Source organism: Shewanella sp. POL2 (assembly GCF_000282755.1).
Lineage (GTDB): Bacteria > Pseudomonadota > Gammaproteobacteria > Enterobacterales > Shewanellaceae > Shewanella > Shewanella xiamenensis.
On the sequence record NZ_AKZL01000001.1, the window covers coordinates 14,615 to 38,274 of the forward strand.

Annotated in this window: 22 protein-coding genes; 3 read left to right on the top strand and 19 right to left on the bottom strand. The window is 44.4% G+C overall.

The annotated features are described in order from the left end of the window. Positions 1-521: 521 nt before the first annotated feature. Entirely contained in the window at positions 522-1,022 is a 501-nt protein-coding gene (gene rfaH / locus SHEWPOL2_RS00070; RefSeq protein WP_037424726.1) for a transcription/translation regulatory transformer protein RfaH, read from the bottom strand. A 475-nt stretch (positions 1,023-1,497) separates the two neighbouring features. Here rfaH and SHEWPOL2_RS00075 point away from each other — a divergent pair, with 475 nt between their 5' ends. After that, the gene (locus SHEWPOL2_RS00075) at positions 1,498-2,967 is read left to right on the top strand and encodes a peptide MFS transporter (RefSeq protein ID WP_037424728.1); all 1,470 of its coding nucleotides are present in this window, start codon (positions 1,498-1,500) and stop codon (positions 2,965-2,967) included. A gap of 355 nt (positions 2,968-3,322) precedes the next feature. Here the strand turns inward: SHEWPOL2_RS00075 and SHEWPOL2_RS00080 are convergent, their stop codons facing one another. Further along, entirely contained in the window at positions 3,323-4,426 is a 1,104-nt protein-coding gene (locus SHEWPOL2_RS00080) for a response regulator (protein ID WP_037424734.1), read from the bottom strand. 120 nt (positions 4,427-4,546) lie between these two features. Next, positions 4,547-5,332 carry a VacJ family lipoprotein gene (locus tag SHEWPOL2_RS00085; RefSeq protein ID WP_037424736.1) on the bottom strand — a complete coding sequence of 262 codons (786 nt, stop codon included), beginning with the start codon at positions 5,330-5,332 and terminating at the stop codon, positions 4,547-4,549. Positions 5,333-5,552: 220 nt separating this feature from the next. Here SHEWPOL2_RS00085 and SHEWPOL2_RS00090 point away from each other — a divergent pair, with 220 nt between their 5' ends. Both SHEWPOL2_RS00090 and SHEWPOL2_RS00095 read left to right on the top strand, forming a co-directional pair. After that, the gene (locus tag SHEWPOL2_RS00090) at positions 5,553-7,553 is read left to right on the top strand and encodes a flagellar hook-length control protein FliK (RefSeq protein WP_037424739.1); all 2,001 of its coding nucleotides are present in this window, start codon (positions 5,553-5,555) and stop codon (positions 7,551-7,553) included. Between the two features lie 15 nt (positions 7,554-7,568). Further along, positions 7,569-7,877: an EscU/YscU/HrcU family type III secretion system export apparatus switch protein gene (locus SHEWPOL2_RS00095; RefSeq protein ID WP_037420403.1), complete on the top strand. Its 309-nt coding sequence runs from the start codon at positions 7,569-7,571 to the stop codon at positions 7,875-7,877. Positions 7,878-7,972: 95 nt separating this feature from the next. Here the strand turns inward: SHEWPOL2_RS00095 and SHEWPOL2_RS00100 are convergent, their stop codons facing one another. The 16 genes from SHEWPOL2_RS00100 to fliQ form a co-directional block, all read right to left on the bottom strand. Further along, positions 7,973-8,371 carry a DUF2802 domain-containing protein gene (locus SHEWPOL2_RS00100; protein ID WP_037420401.1) on the bottom strand — a complete coding sequence of 133 codons (399 nt, stop codon included), beginning with the start codon at positions 8,369-8,371 and terminating at the stop codon, positions 7,973-7,975. 153 nt (positions 8,372-8,524) lie between these two features. Next, positions 8,525-9,019: a chemotaxis protein CheW gene (locus SHEWPOL2_RS00105; protein WP_011073088.1), complete on the bottom strand. Its 495-nt coding sequence runs from the start codon at positions 9,017-9,019 to the stop codon at positions 8,525-8,527. A 7-nt stretch (positions 9,020-9,026) separates the two neighbouring features. Further along, positions 9,027-10,007, bottom strand: a complete 981-nt coding sequence (locus tag SHEWPOL2_RS00110; protein ID WP_037424742.1) for a chemotaxis protein CheW — start codon at positions 10,005-10,007, stop codon at positions 9,027-9,029. After that, positions 9,991-10,782 carry a ParA family protein gene (locus SHEWPOL2_RS00115; protein ID WP_037420395.1) on the bottom strand — a complete coding sequence of 264 codons (792 nt, stop codon included), beginning with the start codon at positions 10,780-10,782 and terminating at the stop codon, positions 9,991-9,993. Before SHEWPOL2_RS00115 ends, SHEWPOL2_RS00110 begins: the two co-directional genes overlap by 17 nt. A gap of 66 nt (positions 10,783-10,848) precedes the next feature. Beyond that, positions 10,849-11,367, bottom strand: coding sequence for a hypothetical protein (locus SHEWPOL2_RS00120; RefSeq protein WP_037420561.1), 519 nt, complete (start codon positions 11,365-11,367; stop codon positions 10,849-10,851). A gap of 13 nt (positions 11,368-11,380) precedes the next feature. After that, positions 11,381-12,505, bottom strand: a complete 1,125-nt coding sequence (locus SHEWPOL2_RS00125) for a chemotaxis response regulator protein-glutamate methylesterase (protein ID WP_037424746.1) — start codon at positions 12,503-12,505, stop codon at positions 11,381-11,383. 20 nt (positions 12,506-12,525) lie between these two features. Then, the gene (locus SHEWPOL2_RS00130) at positions 12,526-14,835 is read right to left on the bottom strand and encodes a chemotaxis protein CheA (protein WP_037424749.1); all 2,310 of its coding nucleotides are present in this window, start codon (positions 14,833-14,835) and stop codon (positions 12,526-12,528) included. 15 nt (positions 14,836-14,850) lie between these two features. Next, on the bottom strand, positions 14,851-15,588 hold the full coding sequence (locus SHEWPOL2_RS00135; protein WP_037424753.1) for a protein phosphatase CheZ: 738 nt from the start codon (positions 15,586-15,588) through the stop codon (positions 14,851-14,853). 13 nt (positions 15,589-15,601) lie between these two features. Then, the gene (cheY, locus tag SHEWPOL2_RS00140; protein WP_007649667.1) at positions 15,602-15,985 is read right to left on the bottom strand and encodes a chemotaxis response regulator CheY; all 384 of its coding nucleotides are present in this window, start codon (positions 15,983-15,985) and stop codon (positions 15,602-15,604) included. A gap of 47 nt (positions 15,986-16,032) precedes the next feature. Continuing rightward, positions 16,033-16,746 (bottom strand): RNA polymerase sigma factor FliA, encoded by a 714-nt coding sequence (locus SHEWPOL2_RS00145; protein WP_037424757.1) that lies wholly within the window; start codon positions 16,744-16,746, stop codon positions 16,033-16,035. Beyond that, the gene (locus tag SHEWPOL2_RS00150) at positions 16,739-17,620 is read right to left on the bottom strand and encodes a MinD/ParA family protein (RefSeq protein WP_037424759.1); all 882 of its coding nucleotides are present in this window, start codon (positions 17,618-17,620) and stop codon (positions 16,739-16,741) included. The genes SHEWPOL2_RS00145 and SHEWPOL2_RS00150 overlap by 8 nt, the downstream gene beginning before the upstream one ends. A gap of 4 nt (positions 17,621-17,624) precedes the next feature. Then, entirely contained in the window at positions 17,625-19,004 is a 1,380-nt protein-coding gene (gene flhF, locus SHEWPOL2_RS00155; protein ID WP_037420382.1) for a flagellar biosynthesis protein FlhF, read from the bottom strand. An 11-nt stretch (positions 19,005-19,015) separates the two neighbouring features. Further along, complete coding sequence (gene flhA, locus SHEWPOL2_RS00160) at positions 19,016-21,115, bottom strand: flagellar biosynthesis protein FlhA (RefSeq protein WP_037424762.1); 2,100 nt, start codon at positions 21,113-21,115, stop codon at positions 19,016-19,018. Between the two features lie 308 nt (positions 21,116-21,423). Beyond that, a complete protein-coding gene (gene flhB, locus SHEWPOL2_RS00165) occupies positions 21,424-22,554 on the bottom strand; it encodes a flagellar biosynthesis protein FlhB (RefSeq protein WP_037424768.1) in 1,131 nt (376 codons plus the stop codon). 17 nt (positions 22,555-22,571) lie between these two features. Then, positions 22,572-23,369: a flagellar biosynthetic protein FliR gene (gene fliR, locus SHEWPOL2_RS00170; RefSeq protein WP_037420371.1), complete on the bottom strand. Its 798-nt coding sequence runs from the start codon at positions 23,367-23,369 to the stop codon at positions 22,572-22,574. Between the two features lie 4 nt (positions 23,370-23,373). Continuing rightward, a complete protein-coding gene (fliQ, locus tag SHEWPOL2_RS00175; RefSeq protein ID WP_037420368.1) occupies positions 23,374-23,643 on the bottom strand; it encodes a flagellar biosynthesis protein FliQ in 270 nt (89 codons plus the stop codon). Positions 23,644-23,660: the final 17 nt, after the last annotated feature.

Sequence of the window (23,660 nt, forward strand, 5' to 3'; positions counted from 1 at the left end):
TTGCGGCCTCTATATTGCCCTTCGCGCTGCGAATATTCTAATTTTTCAAAAGGTTAAAGATTTTAGGATGACGAGATTTTACCTACCATCAATCTAAAGTCATTAAAGTCTAAAGCCATTAAAGTTTACGATTAACACATCAAGTACTCTATGTGATTCAATAAACCAAAGGCCAATACTTAGCGAAAATCTAAAACCTCATACTGCTACAACATAAAAACCAAGTAAAACTTTAGTTGTACAAACAGGTTTTGGCGACTTAAATGAGTCGCAAATTGTACTGCTAAACCACTACATTGCTTGTTTAATAAACGGGCACATAAATTGTTTTTGGTTACTTATTGTGCAAAACCTGTTTTGATAAACAATGTAAAAACAAATAAATCATGTAAAACACTGAAATAAAATAAATTTTTTATTCCGGCTTAATATTGCTTAAAATCAAAAAACTCAATCTATAGCAAATGTCCTACACGTCTCTAAGCAAAGATCCTACTTAGCAAAGTGAACTCATTAACAAATCACACTCGTTCAACTGAGTGTTCTGGTACAGATAAGGTGTTGATCTGCCCCATAATATTAAATAAAACATGGCAACGTTTGTTTGGGCATTTTTCTTGAAAAATACCTTCTAAATCAACAAATGGACCGTCTTTAAAGCGGATTTTTTCCCCTGTTTTTAGTTCAAATTCGCTGTCTAAAACAGATTGGGAAGGCGTTAATTCTTTCATGCGAATAGCGTGAATGACTCGGTCATCAATGGGTGTCATTCTTTCCTGACAATTGACAATACGACTCACACCGCGAGTAGAGTGGACCTGCTTAACGCTAGTTTGGCTTGGGTCAAAATTGATAAACAAATAATTTGGAAATAAAGGCACACGACAGATCCGCTTCTGACCGCGTTGAGATTTTTCTTCAGAGACCATTGGTAAATATGTCTCTAAATTTTGAAGAGCTAAATTTTGTTGTGCCCTCGCTTCACTACGAGGTTTACAGTACAAAAGGTACCATGCCTTCATCGATTAATCTCACTACCCTATGTTAAGTGACGTCCATTCACGGGTCGCAATCATAACAAAGTTGTCAAGACGGATGGAAGCAGTTTTTTGCCTTAAAACCCTTGCTGTTCGGTATCTAAACAAAGTACCGATATATTAGGAAAATCAACATAAATCAATATTTGGCGGCGAGTTGCAGATAATCTCACCAGTTAGCAAGTCAAAATTGACTTTAGTGACTTTTAAAGGGTATATAAGGTGGGAATTTTAGCGAAAATATCCTAATTAGCGCTTAAAATATTACTTTTATTATAAGAACGTAACAATAACTCATACTTAAATCTCAGCAATTCAACAATTTACTCATGCTTTTAAGCTAGAGCTAAATATCGAATTGACTCAAGATAAATGAGAAGAGCAACAATCATTTTTCTGTGGTGACATCATCCTGTTTCAGGGGCGCCACAGGCAATCACGAGCTTAAGGTGGAAACTTCATGAGCGTAGCAAAACCACAAGGGACAATGCTTGGCCATCCCAAAGGTCTGTTCCTACTGTTTACAACAGAACTCTGGGAACGTTTTAGTTATTATGCAATGCGTGCCATTTTGGTACTGTACTTAGTTGATAAAGTGCAAAGCGAAGGTGGACACGGTTTAGGTTGGAGCCAAGCCGATGCCATTTCGTTATATGGCACCTTCACTGGCCTTGTTTATTTGACCCCACTTCTAGGTGGTTGGTTAGCCGATACCTTTCTAGGCCAACGCCGTGCCATTATGATTGGCGGTACTTTAATGGCGGCTGGTCAATTTATTTTAGGTACGCCCCATGCGTGGGTACCTGGGATGGAAACCGAAGTATTCTACGTCGGCTTAGGCACGTTAATCTTAGGTAACGGCCTGTTTAAACCGAATATTTCTACTATGGTGGGCGACCTGTACGAAGAAGGTGACCACCGCCGCGACGGGGCTTTCACCATTTTCTACATGGGGATCAACGTTGGTGCTTTCCTCTCTGGTATTATCGTAGGTTCTGTGGTTGCCGCTTATGATGGCAATTTCCAAGCCGGCTTTATCTGTGCCGGTATTGGTATGATCCTGTCATTGATCATCCAACTTGTGTTTGCGCAAAAGTTACTCGGTGATATAGGTAGAACTCCCGCAGCTAAGCTTGAAAAGCAAAAAGCGGCAGAAAAAGGTGAAGTTCGTAAAGAGCCACTCACTAAAGTTGAACGTGACCGCATTAAAGTCATCATGGTAATGGGCCTATTTACCATCATTTTCTGGGCTGGCTTTGAGCAAGCTGGCGGCCTGATGAACCTGTTCACTAACGACTTTACCGACCGTATGATCGGCACTTGGGAAGTTCCAACCACTTGGTTCCAATCATTAAACGCGATGTTTATCGTGATTTTTGCCCCTGTTGTAGCCTCAATTTGGGTACGTTTAGGTAAGAATGAACCTAATTCGCCTGTTAAGTTTGCTTTAGGCTTAGTGCTGTTAGCCGTTGGCTTCTTATTTATGATCGGTGCCGTTGTCGAAATGGGCGGTGACGCTACAGCTAAATCAAGCATGTGGTGGTTGGTTGGCGCTTATTTCTTCCATACCATGGGTGAACTTTGCTTGTCGCCTATTGGTTTATCTATGGTCACTAAGTTAGCTCCACTACGCATCGCTTCGTTAATGATGGGTTCTTGGTTCCTCTTTGTGGCTGCAGCTAACAAAATTGGTGGTGTGGTGGGTTCCTTTATTGGCCATGGCGGCGAAAAAGAAGAACAACTTGCCAATGCAATGGCTATTTTCTCGGGTATTGCAATTACCGCAGCACTTTCTGGTGTGATCTTATACTTTATGGCTGACAAATTAGTCGATTGGATGCACGGTGCGGAAAGCAAGCATCACAATGAAGCCGAAGCATTAGAAGATGAAATTGCGGTAACCGCTGAACACGAAGCCATTAAAAGATAACGCAGCTAGAAGCTAGGACGCAGCCAAATGCGCTGCTCTAGGTGACTTAGCTGCGAGAAAAAGCAGATCGGGCTTCGTCCTGATAGGACGCTTCTACCCATCCTGAATAATTCTATATTCGATAAAAACGCTGCAGAAATGCAGCGTTTTTTATTGCTTTGCTCCCAAAACACGTTGAGTTTAGAGATGGGATGTTTCGCACACAGACAAATTAGAATATGGGTTCTAGGTGCTAAGTGCTAAGTTCTAGGTGCTAAGTTCTAAGTTCTAGGCTCTAGGTGCTAGAGTCTAGCTTCTCGAGCCACGCAGTGGCGTTCTAGCAGCGCTTTTGGCTGCCTCCTAGCACCTTATCTTCTTATAAACTTAATTGAATAAAACCACCCGCAGGCAAGTTTGAATTGTAGACTAATCCTTTAAATTGATTATCTAATAACTGCTGCTTATGTTCAGGCTCATTGGTTGCGATACAAAGTTGCTCCTGCGGCAGAATCGTTCGAAACTGAACACTCGGTTTACCCCAATCTAATACCCCTAGAGGTAAACTTTCTGAAATAGCCAATGGACTTAAGCCTTTGTCATTACGTAAATAGCACCTCAGTCCCTTGCCTGCTAGGGCAATGGCGGCACGATAACGAGTTAGTTCGATTGCGACATAAACAATATCTACTGTGATATCCAAACCGGACTTTACCAAACGCTCATTCAAGTAGCTCAGCATATTGAACGGCTCGATAATGGTTTTACTCTGACCACTTCGATAACTTTTCAGCTTTTGGTTGACAAAACTGCGTAGCAAAACACAAGCAAACGCCGCGCGATTGTCTTCGGGATAGAGGTGGGCCATATACATAATCAAATGATCACTGCCCACCATTGTTGAGTCAATAAAGTAGCTACTGATATCACTGCTTTTAAATAAGCTGTAATCAACTTTAGCGGCGGGATAACTGATATTTGAAGCAGGGAAAAGTTGCTGCTGAACTTGCTTAGCCGCTTCAACACTTTGCTCTAATAAGGCTAAATTATCATTCAACTCTTGGTGAGATAAAGCATCAAAGTCTGCCTGAGTAATATCATCGGGGTGATTTCGCTGCAGCCCTTGTTGAATGGCTTGCTCGATAATAAAGAGATCGGCAACAGGTTTAACCAAATAATCACTCGCACCGATGCGCAGCGCCTCGACAACATCCGCCATAACATTGTTACCTGAAATAACAATAGAAGGCACTAATGGCTCTAACCTGCTCATTTCCTTAAGCATATCTAAGCCACCAAGCTTTGGCATACTCAAATCGGCAAGTATGATATCGAAACGTTGTTGCTTGAAATGAATCAGCCCCTGCTCTCCATCGCCAGCCTGCACTACCTGTGCACCGCGACCATTTAGAAAGGTAGCAACGATTTGCCTGAATACTGGGTCATCTTCAACCCACAGAATTGAAACACCATTTAACGCCATAAAGATTCCCGCGTAACGTTTACTGCAACAGCAATCATTCAATGATGACATGGGAAGAATCATTTATACGGCATGGGCTTGGCTGCATATTCATGCCTGCAGCCAAGTTAGCGCATGAGCTTACTCAAGTTCCTGCATGTACTGGTCGAGTAGCTCATCATCTTCTTGTTTTTGAGGAACATTGCCATCATAGACCTTATAGTCCATGTGTTGTAAGTACGCATCTTTCACGAAGGCATAGGGATCGAGCGCATTATCAACAAGTCTTTCCTGGTCAATTGCCGAGGCTCTAGCATGTAAGCTTTTAAGGCCCCATTTAACCACGGATTGCCACACTGTGAGTTCAGATAGTGGAAAGTATAGACCATCAACCCAATCTGATGCGAGTTCACGAACAACATATGGACCAGCAAAGGGTGCCATAAAATAGGGACCATTAGGTACACCGTAATAGCCCAACACTTCGTTAAACTCGTCCTGCTTACGTGGCATTCCCATCATATCAGCCACATCAATAACGCCTAGTAACCCTATCGTCGTGTTAACCGTAAAACGACCACCCGCATTCGCCGCCCAACCCCATTTGCCTTGCAATAAGTTGTTTACCACGCTGCTGGGTTCTTCCAAGTTTTGCACAAAGTTATTAATCCCTGTTTTAGCAGGCAACGGGATATAATCGTTATAACCATGTGCAACTGGCCGGTATAGGTACCTATCGAGAAACAGATAGTTAAAGTCCCACATGGCGCGGTTGAACCCTTCAAAGGGATCTCTTGGATCTTCGTAAGTAATTTTTACAGCTGAAGCCCCGTCCTTTGGAGTGTTATCGGGTACGGCTACCTCTGCGCCATAAACCTTGGGCAGTAATGCAAAGCCTAAAAGTACCCCTATCCATTTCAACTTCATATTGCTCTCTTAAATAAATGTACTGCCGAGTTCACGAGTTTTCGTTAAAGTGACCATCAACAAGTGACGATAAAAGATTAGTCATCCGAGTCGTATACTAAGTATGACAGACAAAATGCCACTGACTTTACAAAGCGCATAAGCATACTTGGCAAAACAGTTTGGTCAATTGTTAATTTTTTAAATAACGCACCGCGAGTTATTCCAACAAAGGTTTAGTATGGAGTCGATTCCACTTAGTCAGATTACCAACGCACCATTAATCACTTCAGGGACTCAAAACACTGCCCTGAGCACCAATGCGCGTCCGATTCCCGCTGAAGTCCAACTATCTCCTGAAGGCGATAGTATTATTCTAAACGGTACAGAATATAATTTAAAGCTCGTTAATGCTCAGCAGCGCCAAGCATTAATTATTGCTAGTCAATTTTTAGTCAATCAAGTCGTGAATAGCCCCTCTGAATCGAGTGCTATGATCCAAACCTCGCAACTGATTGCCTTGGGTTCGACAGTCAACCTTAAGCTCCCAGAAGCGATCACATTACTTGCACAACAAAATGGGATTTCAGAGACAAAATTATACGCTCTCTCTGCCCGCCCACAGGGCTACCATCTCCCTAATGTCATTGTTACTGCAAAAGAATTCCAATTTACGAATGGAACTGTTGTGCCACAGGATCCAGGAACACGACTTAATGCGGGTGAATATCAAGCAAAAATTACCCTTTTACAAGGGAAACCTATTTTAGTGTTGACCCCAATACTGAGCAAACTCGAAATCCAAATTGGCGCTCCGATAAATGAAACTCAGCTTCCCATTATTGATAAACAAACGAATCATGTTGTGATAAGCAAAATGGAACCCGTTCAGATTATTGCGAGTTTTTTACGGAAACTTGAGGGCTTAGTCCCCCAAACGGATAGCACTGCTGCAAAAGTGAATACGTCTAGCACCCAAGGTGGATCAATTTCCGACATAAAAATATCCCAGACTCAAACGGGTTCTATTGCGGATGAAGTGACATCCGTAAAAAACTCACCATCCAAGATTGCTATTAGCGTCAATTTACAATCCACCACTGAAGCAAAGCTGACGACAGGACAAACTACCAATCAACAAATTGATCCCAAAACGGCTATTCCTGAACCTAAGGCACTGACTAAAGATGCAAGCGCATCGGATGTAAAAAATACCGTAACGGTGTCAACTGCTTTGCAAAGTCAACATGCAAAATCGGACTTTAGCAGCTTACCGACCAAACCACAGGTCCCCGCTAATGAGTTAGCGATGACCAAAAATTTGTCCAGTAATGAAACACAGCTAAATCTTAAAACCCCATCAGACTCGTTAGGTGCAGACAAACAAAATAAACTCAACGAAGCCAATATCAATGTTAATCAAGTGCTTCAAAAAGCCTTTACCAAGGCCGGTGCTCTCCCCATCGAGCAGATGGTCTCTCGAGCTAGCACAAACTTAGCTGCCGAGCTGTTAAAACATTTGCCTCATCTAGGCCCACATCCTTTAGGCCAATTAAGCGATCCAAACGAACTAAAAGACAGCATCCTTGGTCTCGCAACCTTAAATTTAGCAACGCCGCAGCTCGCTCAAGCCTCAATGCTATTGAATGCGGGAGCCATTAGCTCATTGTTTCAGTTGTTATTGGGGTTTAGGGCAAATAATGCCAATAGTAAAATGAGTGCTAAGTTGGCTGATTACTTAGAGCAACTCCAAACTAAAATCGGATTATCTAACCATCAGCTAGGACAATTTAGCAAAGCTGGCGGCTTAGAAAGCATGGTACAACTAGCTTCAAGCCTACAGCTTTATCAACAAGCCAGTAGTGAAAATAATGGTAATTTAGTGTGGTTTTTTGCCCTTCCCTATGGGATTAATCAACGTCATGAACAATTAGAAGGTAAATTCGAGCGAGAAGCCGATAGCGATGAACAGCAACATCATAAAGGCTGGAATTTACAATTGAAGTTTAATCTCGCCCAGGGTCCATTACTGATATCGGCACGTTTTCACCAACAAGTACTAGATATTCAGTTCAAAGGTGACAGTCAGTCATTACTTCGCCGAGTAGATAACTTTTTGGCTCCACTGGGACAAAAACTATCGCAATTAGGATTTACACCGGGTGAATTATCCACCCAATTAGCACCAGTTCCAGCAACATTGCTGCCTGGTGATCATTTTCTTGTGAAAACAAGAGCATAATTAAAGAGTCTATCTATGGCGGAAGAATATAAAACCCAGCAAGCTGTTGCCTTGAGTTATGACGGAAAACATGCGCCTAAAGTAGTCGCATCGGGTGAAGGGCTAATCGCTGACGAAATTATCGCTCTAGCAAAGGCCTCAGGCGTTTATATTCACCAAGATCCGCACCTGAGTAACTTTCTTCGATTGCTTGAATTAGGCGAAGAAATTCCAAGAGAGCTGTATCTGCTTATCGCCGAATTAATCGCATTTGTGTATATGTTGGACGGAAAATTCCCAGAACAATGGAACAATATGCATAAGAAGATTGTTGATAAGGCTTAAAGCAAAAGTGGCTAGCTCCTAGAGCCACAACGTGGCGTTCTAGAACAGCACTTTGCTGTGGCCGAGAATCACGAAGTGCGTCCTAAATTGCTCATCTATTTACGGTGTAAACGAATCAACAACTCAGCTTCAGCTTTAGGCAATTCACACTCTTTGATTAGCTCATCTACACCAGCTCCGAGGGCCACCATCTTCATCGCACGCGTATAAAGCTTTGCTTGGGGATCCTGTTGAGTAGATTCTTCAATGCGTTCAGATTGTTGATGTAAGCGTTTTTCAAGCTCAATCACACGACGTCCCATACCAATGGTACCGCTTCGAAGCTCCTGCATTTCACGCTTAAAGCCCTCGCGCTGACGATCGCCCTCTTTCACTAATACGGTTAACGCTTCAACTTTACTGCGCAACTTACTTAATTGTTTCTGAAGGTAAAGAACTAAACCTAAACACGCAATCACATAAACTAAGGCTGCGATTAAAAATTCATCGCCCATTCATCATCCCTACGCATCACAATCAGCTGAAATTAGCACCGACTCATCAAGTGGCATTCTAAAACTAAAAGAGTAAATTAAAGCCAAATGAATCGTTCGCATAACAAAAAGCAAAGCGGCAGATAGACACTATCTGCCGCCTCCGATGAATATTTAGAGTTGATTTAACTCAGCCCACTCTTCATCAGATAATAGTTTGTCTAAATCAACTAAGATCAACAACTCATTATCACGATTGCTGACGCCTTGAATAAACTTCGCACTCTCTTCTGTACCAACGTTAGGCGCGTTATCAATTTCAGAACGGCGTAAGTAAACGACTTCAGCAACACTATCGACCAAAATACCAATAACTTGCTTTTCTGCCTCGATGATCACAATACGTGTCGAATCATCCACTTCCGCTGATTGCAACCCAAAACGTGAGCGGGTATCAATAACAGTAACCACATTACCGCGTAAATTGATAATCCCTAAAACATAGTGTGGTGCACCAGGTACGGGAGCAATTTCGGTGTAACGCAGCACTTCTTGCACTTGCATGACATTAATACCATAAGTTTCGTTGTCTAACTTAAAGGTAACCCATTGCAATACTGCATCATCTTTACTTGCAGCCACGGCTGCGACATTTCTTGTATCTTTCATGTTTACCTCAACCAATGGAGTCCTGACAGCCTAAACCCGCATCAAGCATTTCAACTAAGGCTTGTACGTGCAAAATGCCACACATTTGTTCTTTAACCACACCAGCTAGCCAAGGACGTTTCCCTGCTTTGCTGCGCCAATTTACTTGCGATTTGGTAATTTTTACTGCATTAAGCAGGGACTCACAAGCTAATCCCCAATTACTGCCCTCTAATAATACAAGATATTGATAATTTACCGATTGCGCCAGTTTATCTGTGTATTTTTCTGGCATAACCCACGCACAGGTATCCACTAGATTTAACTGTTCTTCTCGATGAGTTTGTACACCAAGGAACCAAGAAGGACGACCAATAATATGATTAATCCGTTCTACTTTGACGATACCACCGAGACTGACTAATGGAACCGCTAACGTCAACCCGGCTACCTTAAAGAATAGTACTTGAAACTCATCATCGAGTACTTCTTGCAGATCTTTTGTCACACTTGGAGGCGCAAAGCCGACTTGAGTGTCGGGCACAGTCGATAAGTTATCGACTTGCGTCGGCGCAACATTCGCAGTCTCATCGACATCAGCCACCGTTATTACTACAGGTTGCTTGGGTGCTGGTAAAGGTTGCTCGATAACCTCCGTTGGCTTATCAACAACTGTAGCTTCCGCTTTTAGGACTGGCGCAAGCAGTCGTTCTAGCGACTGTTTATTCACTAACGGCTCAGCACTTTCCTTAGAGGAGACAGTAACAATGCTTTTTGCCCGAATAGGTTGTACTTCAGGCTCTAGAGTAGCTTTAACATCCGCTTTAGACCGCTCATGCTCTGCCAAAATGGCATTATTGAGCTGCTGAGTTTCCGTTTTTTTACTGCTATCAAAAGTGGTCGCAACATTTTCTTGAGATTTAATTGGGGGAGCACCAAAGGCACTATCATCTTCGTGCAATAATAATTCAAAAAAATCAAAAACAGTTTCATCAACCGATTTTGACATGGCCAAACTCCCCAGCTAAAAGAAAATCTAATAATCTTTCATAGGCCTTTACACCACGACAACCGCTTGCATAATGGGAGGCGGGTAAATGCGCTAAACTTGCATCTCTAAACTTAGTATCTACAGGAATAACATCACGCCATAGACTCTCACCATACTGTTCACTCAACACCTGCAACGCAGCAGGAGATGCCTTAGTACGCTTATCAAACATGGTTGGGACTACGGTATAACTGTAACGAGTCTTCTTTGACCGCCCCATGATTTCCATAGTTTTGACCATGCGCTCCAGCCCTTTAATCGCTAAGAACTCTGTTTGCACAGGAATGACAATATGTTGGCTTGCGGCTAACGCATTCACCATCAGCACACCTAAGACGGGCGGGCAGTCGACGATGGCAACATCATATTCATCAGCAACAAGGGCAAGCAAATTACGTAAGACAAGTCCCATGCCTTCTTGATGGCCTAAAGCTCTATCCAGTGTTGCTAGCGCCATAGTCGACGGTAATAAATCTAAACCATCCACCAAAGTTGGTACGATATGCGATTTAACCAGCTCTTTTGTAAGATGATTGTGCGCAACAAATACATCAAAAAGAGAACCGGGCACCTCTTCTGAGTCAACCCCAAGGTAGTAACCGAGTGAAGCATGAGGATCGGTATCAATCATCAAGACGCGCTTACCCCGTTTAGCGAGTGCTCCCGCTAAACTTGCTACCGAAGTGGTTTTACCGACCCCACCTTTTTGATTCGCTATGGTCCAGACTTTCAAAGCACTGACCTCTTAAATGTTGATTCTGTGCCATTTACAAGTGGAATGATTACGCGGCCCACCACGTTACTCTTCCTCCCTCGTCGTGACTCTTATGCCACCGTTAGGCAGGCTTATCACCTTAACACCGTCGGCATTTTCCGAAATCACCACAGGAACTTGAGTCGACTCCTGTCGAACCTCTGTTGTCAATGCTGCTTCATTTTGCAAACGCAAAGAGACTGATGATTCAGCAGGTGACTGAGAGGATAACTGTTGTTTATCCATCTCTGGCACTTTTTCAAGTAAAGGCGGAATATTATTACTACCCGCCGCTGGCATTTCTGGCCCAAGAGTCACTGCATTATGTTCACCAGGCGCCACCATTTTTAGCATAGCCTTAGTTTGTTCTGGGTGTGTGGCAAGCCAATCAGCAATGACCTTAGCTTGCTCATCAGGCACCATGAGCACGACTTGGGTCGATGCTAAGCGTTTAACATCAGCAAGCAATTTTATGTTTTTTCGATGATAATCGAAACTTAAGGCACCAAGACAAACTATCGTCATCATCATTAGCACCATAATAAGCACAATATTTGTGCTTATCTGTGACTTGCTGCTAGCCACGTGCAGACTCTTTTAAAATCGACTCAGCCATGTGCTCCAATGAAATGGATTGAGTGGCAATTCCCGCACTAGCCACTGCTTGAGGCATGCCATAAACGACACAACTCGCTTCATCCTGCGCCCAAATGGTCGCACCAGCAGCTTTAAGCATGCGTGCTCCTTCTCGGCCGTCAGCTCCCATTCCAGTTAACACTACCGCAAGCACATCTCCACCGTAGGCTTTTGAGGCTGAAGCAAAAGTGATATCGACACAAGGCTTATAATTCATTTCAGCACTACCAGCGAGCACTTTTATTCGGCCTGTGACGCCTGTACGCTCTACCATCATCTGCATTCCACCTGGCGCTAGATACGCAAAACCTGGACGCAAAATATCGCCATTTGCCGCTTCTTTTACCTCGATTTTACATAAACCATTTAAACGATTCGCAAATGCTGGAGTAAAAGCGGCTGGCATGTGTTGGATCAGCAAAATAGGATGCGGATAATTTGCTGGAAACTGAGTCAAAATTTTCTGTAAGGCGACAGGCCCCCCCGTCGACGTACCAATTAACAATAATTTGTATTGTTTACCACTAGCACGAATGGACGATACAGGTGACGTGCGCACTGGCGCAGGAGCACTTTGAACAGGTGTGGTCACATTCCCTAATACCGAGCCCGTGCTTGGTCTTGGGGTAATTGGGGCAACGCTAGGACGCGCCACTGGACGGAAAATTCGACGACGACCAAGAGCCTTGACTCTTTGCTGCAATAACAAAATCGCTTCATCTTTATTGGTCGCGATATCTTCAAAACGTTTAGGTAAAAAATCTAACGCACCCGCATCTAGGGCGTCTAAGGTGGCCTTAGCGCCATCATGGGTTAACGATGAAAACATCAGAATCGGGGTTGGACACTTTGCCATGATTTCACGGACGGCGGTGATACCGTCCATGACAGGCATTTCAATGTCCATAGTGATTACTTGGGGATTAAGCTCAGCAGCCATCTTCACTGCTTCAGCCCCGTTAGCAGCCGTCGCGATCACTTCCAGTTCAGGATCTTGATTGACTATTTCACTAACACGTCGTCTAAAAAAGCTTGAGTCATCAACGACTAATACTTTAATGGCCATTCCATTCCTTAACTTGGGAACTAACTTTTATTTTTCGCATAATGCTTTAATAACCCAGGAACATCCAAGATAAGCGCAATACCACCATCGGATGTAATCGTTGCCCCAGCCATACCTGGCGTACCGTGCAACAAGGCTCCCAGTGGCTTAATCACCACCTCTTCTTGGCCAATCAGTGCATCCACAACAAAACCGATCTGCATCATACCTAACTGCACTATCACAACATGACCATGTTTCTTGTCACCATGTTTGAAGGTAGTTTTATTTCGATGCAACCAATGCTCTAGATAGAAGAGCGGCACGGCCTTGTTGCGAACGATGACAGTGAGTTGTCCGTCAACAATATTGGTTTTGGTAAGATCGAGATGAAAAATCTCATTAACACTGGATAAAGGTAATGCAAAAACTTGTTTCGCAACATCAACCATAAGCGTTGGCATAATTGCCAAGGTTAACGGCACTTTAATCTCAAGTATGGTGCCTTTGCCTTTCATCGAGTCAATATGCACAGTACCGTTGAGTTGGGTGATACGGGTTTTAACCACGTCCATTCCCACGCCACGACCAGAGATATCTGAAATCTCGACCTTGGTCGAAAAGCCTGGGGCAAAGATCAAGTTATAAGCTTCATTGTCCGTCATACGCGCAGCGGAATCTTCATCCAACACGCCACGTTTAATGGCAATTTGTTTTAACTTTTCGGGATCCATACCTGCGCCATCATCTTCGATTTTTAGCAGAATATGGTCACCCTCTTGGCTTGCCGATAGAGTAATCGTCCCCGTCCTGGGTTTGCCAGAGGCTTCACGGTCATTTGGCATTTCAATACCATGGTCGACCGAGTTACGGACCAAGTGAACTAAAGGATCCGCCAGCGCCTCAACCAAGTTTTTATCAAGGTCAGTTTCTTCACCGACCAACACTAAATCAATTTCTTTATTGAGCGTACGGGCTAAATCACGAACAACGCGAGGGAAACGGCCAAAAACCTTTTTAATAGGCTGCATACGGGTTTTCATGACCGCGCCTTGCAAATCAGCAGTCACTAAATCTAGATTCGCGAGTGCCTTAGACATCTCTTCGTCATCACGACTAATGCCCAAACTCACCAAACGGTTACGTACTAATACTAGCTCTCCCACCATATTCATGATTTGGTCGAGTCGTGCAGTATCTACGCGAACGGTCGTTTCACCTTGAGGAACATTTGCTGATGCGGCAGCGGCAGCTTTAACAGGAGCCTTCTCGGCGAGCGCAACTTCGGCCTGAGGTTTAACCGCTGGAGTGGTTACAGGAGTAACACTGGCTTTAGGCACAGCAGGAGCCGCAGCAGATGTGGCAGGAGTGGGAGTCGGTTTCGCAGATTCCACTTTTGCAACAGCTTTGGCTGGTGCCCCACCTTTTCCATGAAGTTCGTCGAGTAAACGCTCAAATTCATCGTCAGTAATTTCGTCTGAATCGACAGCAACAGCAGTTGGTGTTGGTGTTGACACTGGCACAGCAACAGTTTCAACCTTAGGCTGAGGTGATATAGGTGTATCTACTTTGCCATTAAATTTTCCTGAACCATGAAGCTCATCAAGCAGGGCTTCAAACTCATCGTCAGTGATATCATCACCCGAGCTGGTAGCTTGTTGTACTTTAGGCTTGGCTGTATTTGATACAGAGGGAGTTGACGCAGTGGGTGCTGCCACAACATCAGCATGAGTAGTGTTAGTCACACCGGGACCTTTTCCACTACCGTGCAGTGCATCAAGCAAAGCCTCAAACTCCGCTTCATTAATCTCATCAATACTTGAGTTTGAAGAACTCACAGCCTCAACAGGCATCTCTTCAACTGCGACAACGTCAACAACAGTTTCAATAACGGACTCGGGTTCGGGCTCAGCAATAGATTGAGGCTCTGACGCAGTTTGTCCTAATTCTGACGGCAGAGGCTCACCAGAACTAAGTAACTTTAACTTTGCAAGTAATGCAGCATCAGCAGGATCTTGTTGCTCTCCCTGCTGGGTTTGAGCAAACATGGTGTTAATCGCATCAACAGCTTGAAGAATAATATCCATTAATTCTGCTGTGACACTGCGCTTGCCAGTACGCAATAAATCGAATGTGTTTTCTGCCTCATGGCAGACATCAACCATGGGAGTCAAACTTAGGAAACCTGCGCCGCCCTTTACGGTGTGAAACCCCCTAAAAATGGCATTTAGCAAGTCAGTATCATCAGGATTATTCTCAAGGGCAACAAGCTGCTCTTGAAGCAACTCTAATATTTCCCCCGCCTCGATTAAAAAGTCCTGGAGTATCTCTTCATCTACATCAAAGGCCATCAAATTGACTCCCAGTTAGAAACCCAGACTCGATAGCAGATCATCCACTTCGTCTTGACCTGTTACTACATCTTGACGAAGCTCGGCATTCATTATCGGCCCTTCAGCTTCAATATTATTTTTCTGAGTAATCTGACTCTCAATCATTGGCTGCTCACCAAACACCGTCAGCATAGACACCAGATTACTTTCAACTTCCATCACTAGATCGATTACCCTGCGGATCATTTGTCCAGTCAGGTCTTGAAAATCCTGCGCCATCAATATTTGGTTGAGCAATTCGCGTAATCGGTTTGAGTCCAATTCACTTCGCGACATCAAATGCTGAACGTTATGGCAAAGCACCTTAAAATCACTGAGGGCAATTTCACGACGCATTAATTTGTCCCACGATGGCATCACTTGTTGGATGTTCGCGGTTAATGCATTCGCTAACGGCAAGCACTCCTCAACAGCATCCATAGTCTTATTTGCAGCTTGTTCAGTCATGTCAATGACATAACTTAGCCGTTCCTTAGCATCGGGTATTTCTGTATTGGCTAACTCAACTAACCGATTATCGATTTGGAAATCCATAAGAGCGCTATGCAATTGGCGAGTGAGTTTGCCTACCTCATCAAAAAGTTCCCTCTGAAGAGGAGCTGCCAGTTCTCTTAATAAATCATCAGCTTGATTTTGTTCATTCGCGCTTAACAGTTCGACTAAACGCTGAGCATGCTCGAGCGTGATGAGCCCTGATGTATGTGACTTCATAGCTCATCCCTGCTTAAGCGAGTCGTTCAAATATTTTATCTAGCTTCTCTTTCAATGTTGCTGCGGTAAAAGGCTTTACCACATACCCATTCACACCCGCTTGTGCAGCAGCAATAATTTGTTCACGTTTTGCCTCGGCAGTGACCATTAATACCGGTAGATGCTTCAAGGAGTCATCGGCCCTAATGGCTTTAAGTAAATCGATACCCTGCATGCCTGGCATATTCCAGTCTGTAACGACAAAATCAAAATCGCCTTTTTGCAACATTGGCAAGGCGGTTGAGCCATCGTCCGCTTCCTGGGTGTTGTTAAAGCCCAAGTCTCGCAACAAGTTCTTGATGATACGTCTCATTGTCGAAAAGTCATCAACGATGAGAATCTTCATATTCTTGTCCAAGGTTTCCTCCGGTGAGCTGACATTCAGTGCTCAATTAATAATTATACTTATGTCCAATGCTTGAGTTTGCCTTTGAGTCGCAACATTGCCTGACTTAATATCTGGCTAACACGCGATTCGCTTACCTCAAGAATGGCGCCAATCTCTTTTAAATTCAATGCTTCATCGTAGTATAACGATAGCACTAGCGCGTCCCTTTCGGGCAATAATTTTATCGCCTCAACAAGTGCAGAATGAAACTGGGTTTCTGCCAAGACCTCAAACGTACCATCGCTAACATCATCACTTGTAGTGAGTATATCCTGTGATACGCCTAAGTCTTCTATCCCTATGATTTTACCAACAGAAACATCATTAAGAATATGATGGTACTCATCGAGCGTCATATCAAGTTTTTCTGCAATTTCTGTGTCGCGCGCATCACGACCTAGCACTTGCTCTAATTCATCAATGGCTTGGGCAACTCGACGATTATTTCGGTGGACAGAACGAGGAACCCAATCGCCACGGCGGATTTCATCCAACATGGCGCCACGGATCCTTATGCCGGCGAAGGTTTCAAACTTTGCACCTTTACCGCCATCAAACTTAGATGATGCTTCTAATAATCCCATCATCCCCGCCTGTAGCAGGTCATCTAACTGCACAGAGGCAGGTAATCTGGCGAGCAAGTGATGTGCAATTCTTTTAACCAACGGTGCATACTGTTCAACGATTGACGTTTTATTGTCTAAACAAGTATACGCTGCGGCTTTATTCACTCGTTTTTTCCTCTTGAAAATCTGGTCGTTGAACTAAGCGCTCAACGAAAAACTCCAAATGCCCACCAGGTTGCTGTGGTACTGGCCAGCTCATAATTTTATTCGCTAGACCTTGGTAAGCAATCGCAGCGGGAGACTTAGGATAAGCTTCAACCACTAACTTTTGCTTGCGAACCGATTTACGCAAATTTTCATCAAATGGAATGGTCGCAACTAATTCAAGTGCCACGTCCAAGAATCTGTCGGTCACTTTACTGAGTTTAGCAAACAATTCCATACCTTCGCGTAAACTACGCACCATATTTGCAACAATTTTAAAGCGGAAGACGCCGTGTTCACGGCTGAGGATTTTGATTAACGCATAGGCGTCAGTAATAGACGTTGGTTCGTCACAAACAACAACCAACACATCCTGTGACGCACGGGAGAAACTGAGTACCATGTCAGAAATCCCCGCGGCAGTATCCACGATGAGGATATCAAACTGGGTGCGCATCTCACTGAAAGCACGAATAAAGCCCGCATGTTGCGCAGGACTTAGCTCAACCATGCCCTGAGTACCCGATGTGGCTGGCACAATCCCAATACCTTTAGGCCCCCGGACAATAATGTCATCTAACTCAGCATCGCCAGACAATACATGGGAAAGGTTACGTTCAGCACGGATCCCTAACATGACATCGACGTTTGCTAAGCCAAGGTCAGCATCAAGCACTAAGACACGCTTGCCCTTCTCGGCTAATGCTACGGCAGTATTGATGGATACGCTGGTTTTACCCACACCACCTTTACCACCCGTAACCGCGATTACTTTCACTTTTTCGTTATAGGGTTGATTCATCATACGTAAACCACTTGCTTGATCCAGGGTCATAACTCTACTCAAATGCACAGGTCATATTATCTGACCACGCTGTGTCTGGTAACGATTGTTGTTCTGTGTTTTCTAAGGCCGCTAATGCTTGCTCAGCGAGCATCAAAGTATCAGCAACTTTCATATCTTCGGGCACTCGCTGCCCATCCGTAACATAACTTAATGGCAATCCACTTTGGATCAACACACTTAATGCGCCCGCTAAAGACACAGATTCATCAAGTTTGGTGAGTACAACACCAGATAAGGGAATGCGTTTAAAGTGATTTACAGCATCTTGCAGCACGCGGCGCTGTCCTGTGGCAGACAGTACCAGATAACTGCGGATAGGTATTCTGCTATTTGCAGTTAAATTATCAAGTTGCTGGTAAAGCCGCATATCTCGTTGGCCCATACCCGCGGTATCTATCAATACTAGCTTGCGATTTCTAAACTGATACAGAATTTGCTCTAGTTCAGCAAGGTCATGGGCTTGTTTGACTGGGCAGCCCATGATTTTGCCATAGGTGGCCAATTGCTCATAGGCGCCAATACGATAATGATCTGTGGTAATCAATGCCACTTGGTCAGCACCATGGTGAGCAGCAAAGCGTGCGGCCAGTTTAGCCAAGGAAGTGGTTTTCCCCACTCCAGTGGGACCAACTAATGCCACAACACCGCCTTGCTTAACAATATCATCACCTTGATTATCAAGCATATTCGCAAGACTTTGCGGCAGTGCACGAACTAATTCTGCAGGAGTATAGTGTTGGCTCAGCGCAGCTAATTTGTTTGCCACCGCTGGTGAAAACTCGGCCTCCAACAACTTTGACTCCAGCATGGCACCGACAGGGTCGATACGCTTTTTATGCTCAGTCATCAATGCTGAAACCTGATGGGTCAACAAATTACGTAAGGATGATAACTCGTCGCGCATGGCTTCAAGATCGGCATTTTGCTTTTGCGAACTTTGTGACTTTTTATCGAAGGGATTGCCCATATCACGGCGCTCAGCTTTAGGCGCAGCTGCGGTAGCTTGTAATCCTTTAGCCCATGCAGGAAGCTCTGCATCTTGTTGTTGATGCGTGAGTTGTTGGTTTAAACGATTTTGTTGCTTCTCAAGCAAGGCTTGGAGTGAGTCCGCTGGCGCCGAGGGTTTTAGCTTAGTTTCAGCGCGGATAGGCGCTTTGGCACCGAGCGAAACTAAGTCATCACTCACATCCATAAAGGTCGGAGTCGCAGCAGGCGCTTTCGCTTTTGGCTCGTCGTAGTCAACGGCAGCGACAATCTCAATACCGCCGTTCACCTTTTTATTGGACATAATCACCGCATCGGAGCCGAGCGTGTCCTTCACTTGGGCCAGTGCAGCACGCATGTCTTTGGCAAAAAAACGTTTAATCTTCACTTATGCGTCCTCTACTGGCCGACGGCAGATACGATGCGTATTTGCTTTTCATCGGGGATTTCTTGGTAAGAAATCACTCTGAGATTAGGAATAGTATATTTAACAAAGCGAGACAGGGTCGCACGTAACATACCAGACGTTAGCAAAATGGCAGGCTGTCCGACCATTTCTTGCTTTTGAGCGGCATCCGCTAAGGATTGTTGCATACGCTCCGCAAGACCTGGCTCGATATTGGGACCATCTCCACCCGTTGCTTGCATTGATTGATGCAACATCTGTTCCAACTCTGGCGCCAAAGTTATGACGGGGATTTCGAGTTCAGGGCCAGAGATCTCTTGAACGATCATGCGCTTCAATGCAATACGCACCGCCGCAGTTAACACTTCAGTATCGTTACTCTTAGTGCCGTATTCTAACAAAGTTTGCACTATGGTACGCAAGTCTCTGACAGAAACTCCTTCATTTAATAGGTTTTGCATCACTTTTACGACATTTCCGAGCGGCATCACATCAGGAATAAAGCCATCCACCAACTTAGGCGAGTGTTTAGCAAGCATATCCATCAGTTGTTGCACTTCTTCGTAACCTAAAAGTTTTGCTGCATTATTCGTCAATATTTGGCTGATATGAGTTGCCACTACCGTCGCGGCATCCACTACCGTATACCCTAAGGTTTGGGCATGTTCACGCAGCTCAGGGGCAATCCACACGGCTTCGAGACCAAAGGCAGGATCACGGGTCTCAATGCCATCTAACTTACCGTACACTTGTCCCGGATTAATGGCGAGCTCGCAGTCATGGCGAATATCCGCCTCCCCTACAACAACGCCCATAAGAGAAATACGATAGGCATTAGGCGAAAGGTCTAAATTGTCACGTATGTGAACCGCAGGAACCAAGAATCCCAATTCTTGCGAAAGCTTTTTACGTACACCTTTGATCCGGCTGAGTAATTCTCCACCTTGACCTTTATCGACTAAGGGGATTAAACGGTAACCCACTTCAAGACCGATAGTGTCAACATGATGCACATCGTCCCAGCTAAGTTCCTTAGGCTCTCTTTCGGCTCTTTCCGTTGGGCCCGTTTTGACTTGTTCGAGGGCTTTGGCACGTTTAGCCTCATTACGTTTAAATATAAAATAAGCCGCACATCCCGTTAAAACGGCGAAACTTAAAAACGCCATGTGCGGCATTCCAGGCACAATCCCCATAACGAACAATACGCCAGCAGCAATCCCTAGCGATTTATGACTGTCAAACATCTGACTCATCAACATCTGACCCATATCGCCAGATTCATTTTGGCGAGTTACCATCAATGCCGCAGCAATTGACAGTAATAAGCCTGGGATTTGGGCGACTAACCCGTCACCTATTGTTAAGAGGGTATAAATTTCAACCGCTTGAGAGAATGTCAAACCATGCTGCACAATCCCGATAATAAAACCACCGAGAATGTTGATCACTAAAATCATGATACCCGCGATAGCATCGCCCTTAACGAACTTAGACGCACCGTCCATTGCGCCATAAAAGTCAGCTTCGCGGGTGACTTCAGCCCGCCTAGTTCTGGCTTGATCTTGATTAATGATGCCCGCATTTAAGTCAGCATCAATTGCCATTTGCTTACCGGGCATCGCATCCAAGGTAAAGCGAGCACTCACCTCAGCAATCCGGCCAGCACCTTTGGTAACAACAGCAAAGTTGATAATAATCAGAATGATAAATACAACTAGACCAACGGCATAGTTACCACCAATCACTACGGAGCCAAAGGCTTCAATGACCTTACCCGCCGCATCACCACCGTTGTGACCTTCGAGTAATACCACACGGGTCGATGCCACGTTAAGTGCAAGTCGAAGCAGTGTCGCAACTAATAAAACGGTTGGAAAGGCAGCAAAGTCTAAAGGTCTATCGGTATAAATCGCGACCAAAAGCACAATCAAGGCTAAAGCAATGTTAAAGGAAAATAAGATGTCGAGTAGAAACGGGGGAATTGGCAGTACAATCATCGCTAATGCTGCAAGCACTAGCGCTGGCGTACCAATGCCCTTAAAAGAGCTTAGCTTCAACTGTTTTATTTGGCCTAGGGAGGCTTTAACATCCATTCACAGATACCTAAACTTTGACGTATAACAGCCTAAAAGCAAAAAGCACGCCAACAACTAACAATCAGGTAGTGAAGCTAATATGTAGCTAGCTAACTTTACGTTAGAGCACTATTTACTCGTTACTAGGACTTGCTGAGATTTCAAGATTACATTTTGTTCATTCTGGCCGAAACGAAGAAAGATGTGTGGTTGTTCTACTCAAATGACGAGCAGCTTTTATGACAGAAAGTAAGAGTAAGGGCTTACAAGACGATTCCTGATGGCTGCATTTAACTGCAAAAATAATACTGAAACATCTATCGTTACTAGTACTTCAGATCTTCAGGAATAGGTTGATTAACGGGGATAGGGATAGGTTTGCGGCCACGCCCTTTTTGATACTGCCTTAACTGGAATACATAAGCGAGTACCTGTGCTACCGCGGTAAATAGACCTTCAGGGACTTGTTGATCAAGTTTAGTGGTATGGTAAATCGCCCGCGCAAGTGGTGGTGCAGTAACGATGGCTATATTATGCGCCCTTGCTACCTCACGAATTTTAAAGGCAACCTCATCGACGCCCTTAGCAATCACAAACGGTGCTGCAGAGCGCTTAACATCATATTTTATCGCCACTGCATAGTGCTCAGGGTTCACCACAATCACATCCGCATTGGGAACTTCGGCCATCATGCGTCGCTGCGCTAATTCACGCTGCATTTGGCGGACTCGCCCTTTGACCTCAGGTTTACCCTCGGTATCTTTATACTCGTCTTTGACCTCCTGCTTAGTCATTTTCAGCTGTTTATTATGGTTCCAGATCTGAAATGGCACATCGATTACCACAATGAATAATACGGAAGAGCAAAGTAGGATAAACATCCATACCAGTAAATCTAAGGCGTGGTAGACATTCCCAGGAAGATGATCGGCAGAAAGGAGTAAAATATCATTAAAGTAATGATTTAGAAGAAAATATGCCGCCAACGCAACAACAGAAAACTTAGCAATGCCCTTTGTTAATTCAACCAAGGCTTGCACACCAAACATCCGTTTAAAACCCGCAATCGGGCTCATTTTGCTGGCTTTAGGCATCATGGCTTGGGTAGAAAAATTCATTCCACCAAGGGACACGTTTCCGATAAATGCCACCACCACAATCAGCAGCATAATCTTAAGCAACGGCCAACCTATTTCGCCGCCGACAACGCCCCAGACATTAAACATTTGATTAGTATCAAAAATTGCAGCTCTATCCATGGTAAACACACGTTCAAACACATTGGAAAGTGCTTTTGCAATACCAGGACCGAGCATATACAGTCCTGTTGCAGCCGAAAGCAGAACTGTGGCCGTACCTAATTCTTTGGAACGGGCAACCTGACCTTTTTCCCGCGCCTGTTCGAGGCGCCTCCCGGTGGGTTCCTCGCTGCGTTCGCCGCTACTTTCTTCAGCCATTACGCGTTCCTATCCGGTTAAAGTATGCCATCGGCTTGACACTGAAGCCCTAAAATATCACACAGCAAAAGCTGTGCCGATGACCATACTTCATCGAAATGAGCCATAACAGGAGTTAAGGTTAACCATAAAATTAACAATCCACCGATCATCGTAATCGGAAAACCAATCGAAAAAATGTTTAGCTGTGGTGCAGCGCGGGTCATAACCCCAAAGGATAAATTGACTACCAATAACGCGATAATTGCTGACAGCGACATAGTTAATGCCGCGCCAAACATATAAGACCCCCATTCCGCCAACGCGCGATAGCTGGTCAACGTTAATCCCACATTAGAAATCGGCAGTGTATCAAAACTGGCCACAAGCATACGGATCATCAACAGATGACCATCAACAGCTAAAAAAATTAAGGTTGCGAGCAACAGGAAGAAGTTACCAATCACTGGAGTTTGTTGTCCTGAGCTCGGATCAACCATAGAGGCAAAACCTAAGCTGGTCTGCATGCCGATAATCTGACCCGTTAACACAAAGGTTTGCATCACCATTTGGGTCACAAAACCCATGGCAACACCAATAATAATTTGCTGTGCAGTAATAAAAACGGCGCTTAAGGAAAAGAGTTCTGCATCCTTAACGGGCGGCAACACGGGGGCTATTGCGAGGGTTATGGCAATAGCAAGAAGTAAACGCACACGAGTGGGAGTTGTTGCCGCGCCAAACACCACCATAACCATCAGCATACTGGCGACTCGAAACAGTGGCCACATATACGAAGCAATGGTTTGCATTAACGTATCAAGCAGCAACTCCATGGGATTAACCTACCACTTGAGGAATACGGTTAACCATTTCAATAAAGAAATCCATTAAGGTCTGTACTAACCAATGACCCATTAACATCAAAGCAAGCAAGGTCACAATAAGTCGAGGTAAAAAACTTAAAGTTTGCTCGTTAATTGAGGTCGCAGCTTGGAATACCGCCACAATTAAGCCAATGCCGAGCCCAGGCAGAACAATAGCCGAAACCATCATCACAATAACAGCTAGAGCTTCGCGAAAAATATCGATCAGCGCTTCTGGCGTCATCTCAGTACTCCGCCTGT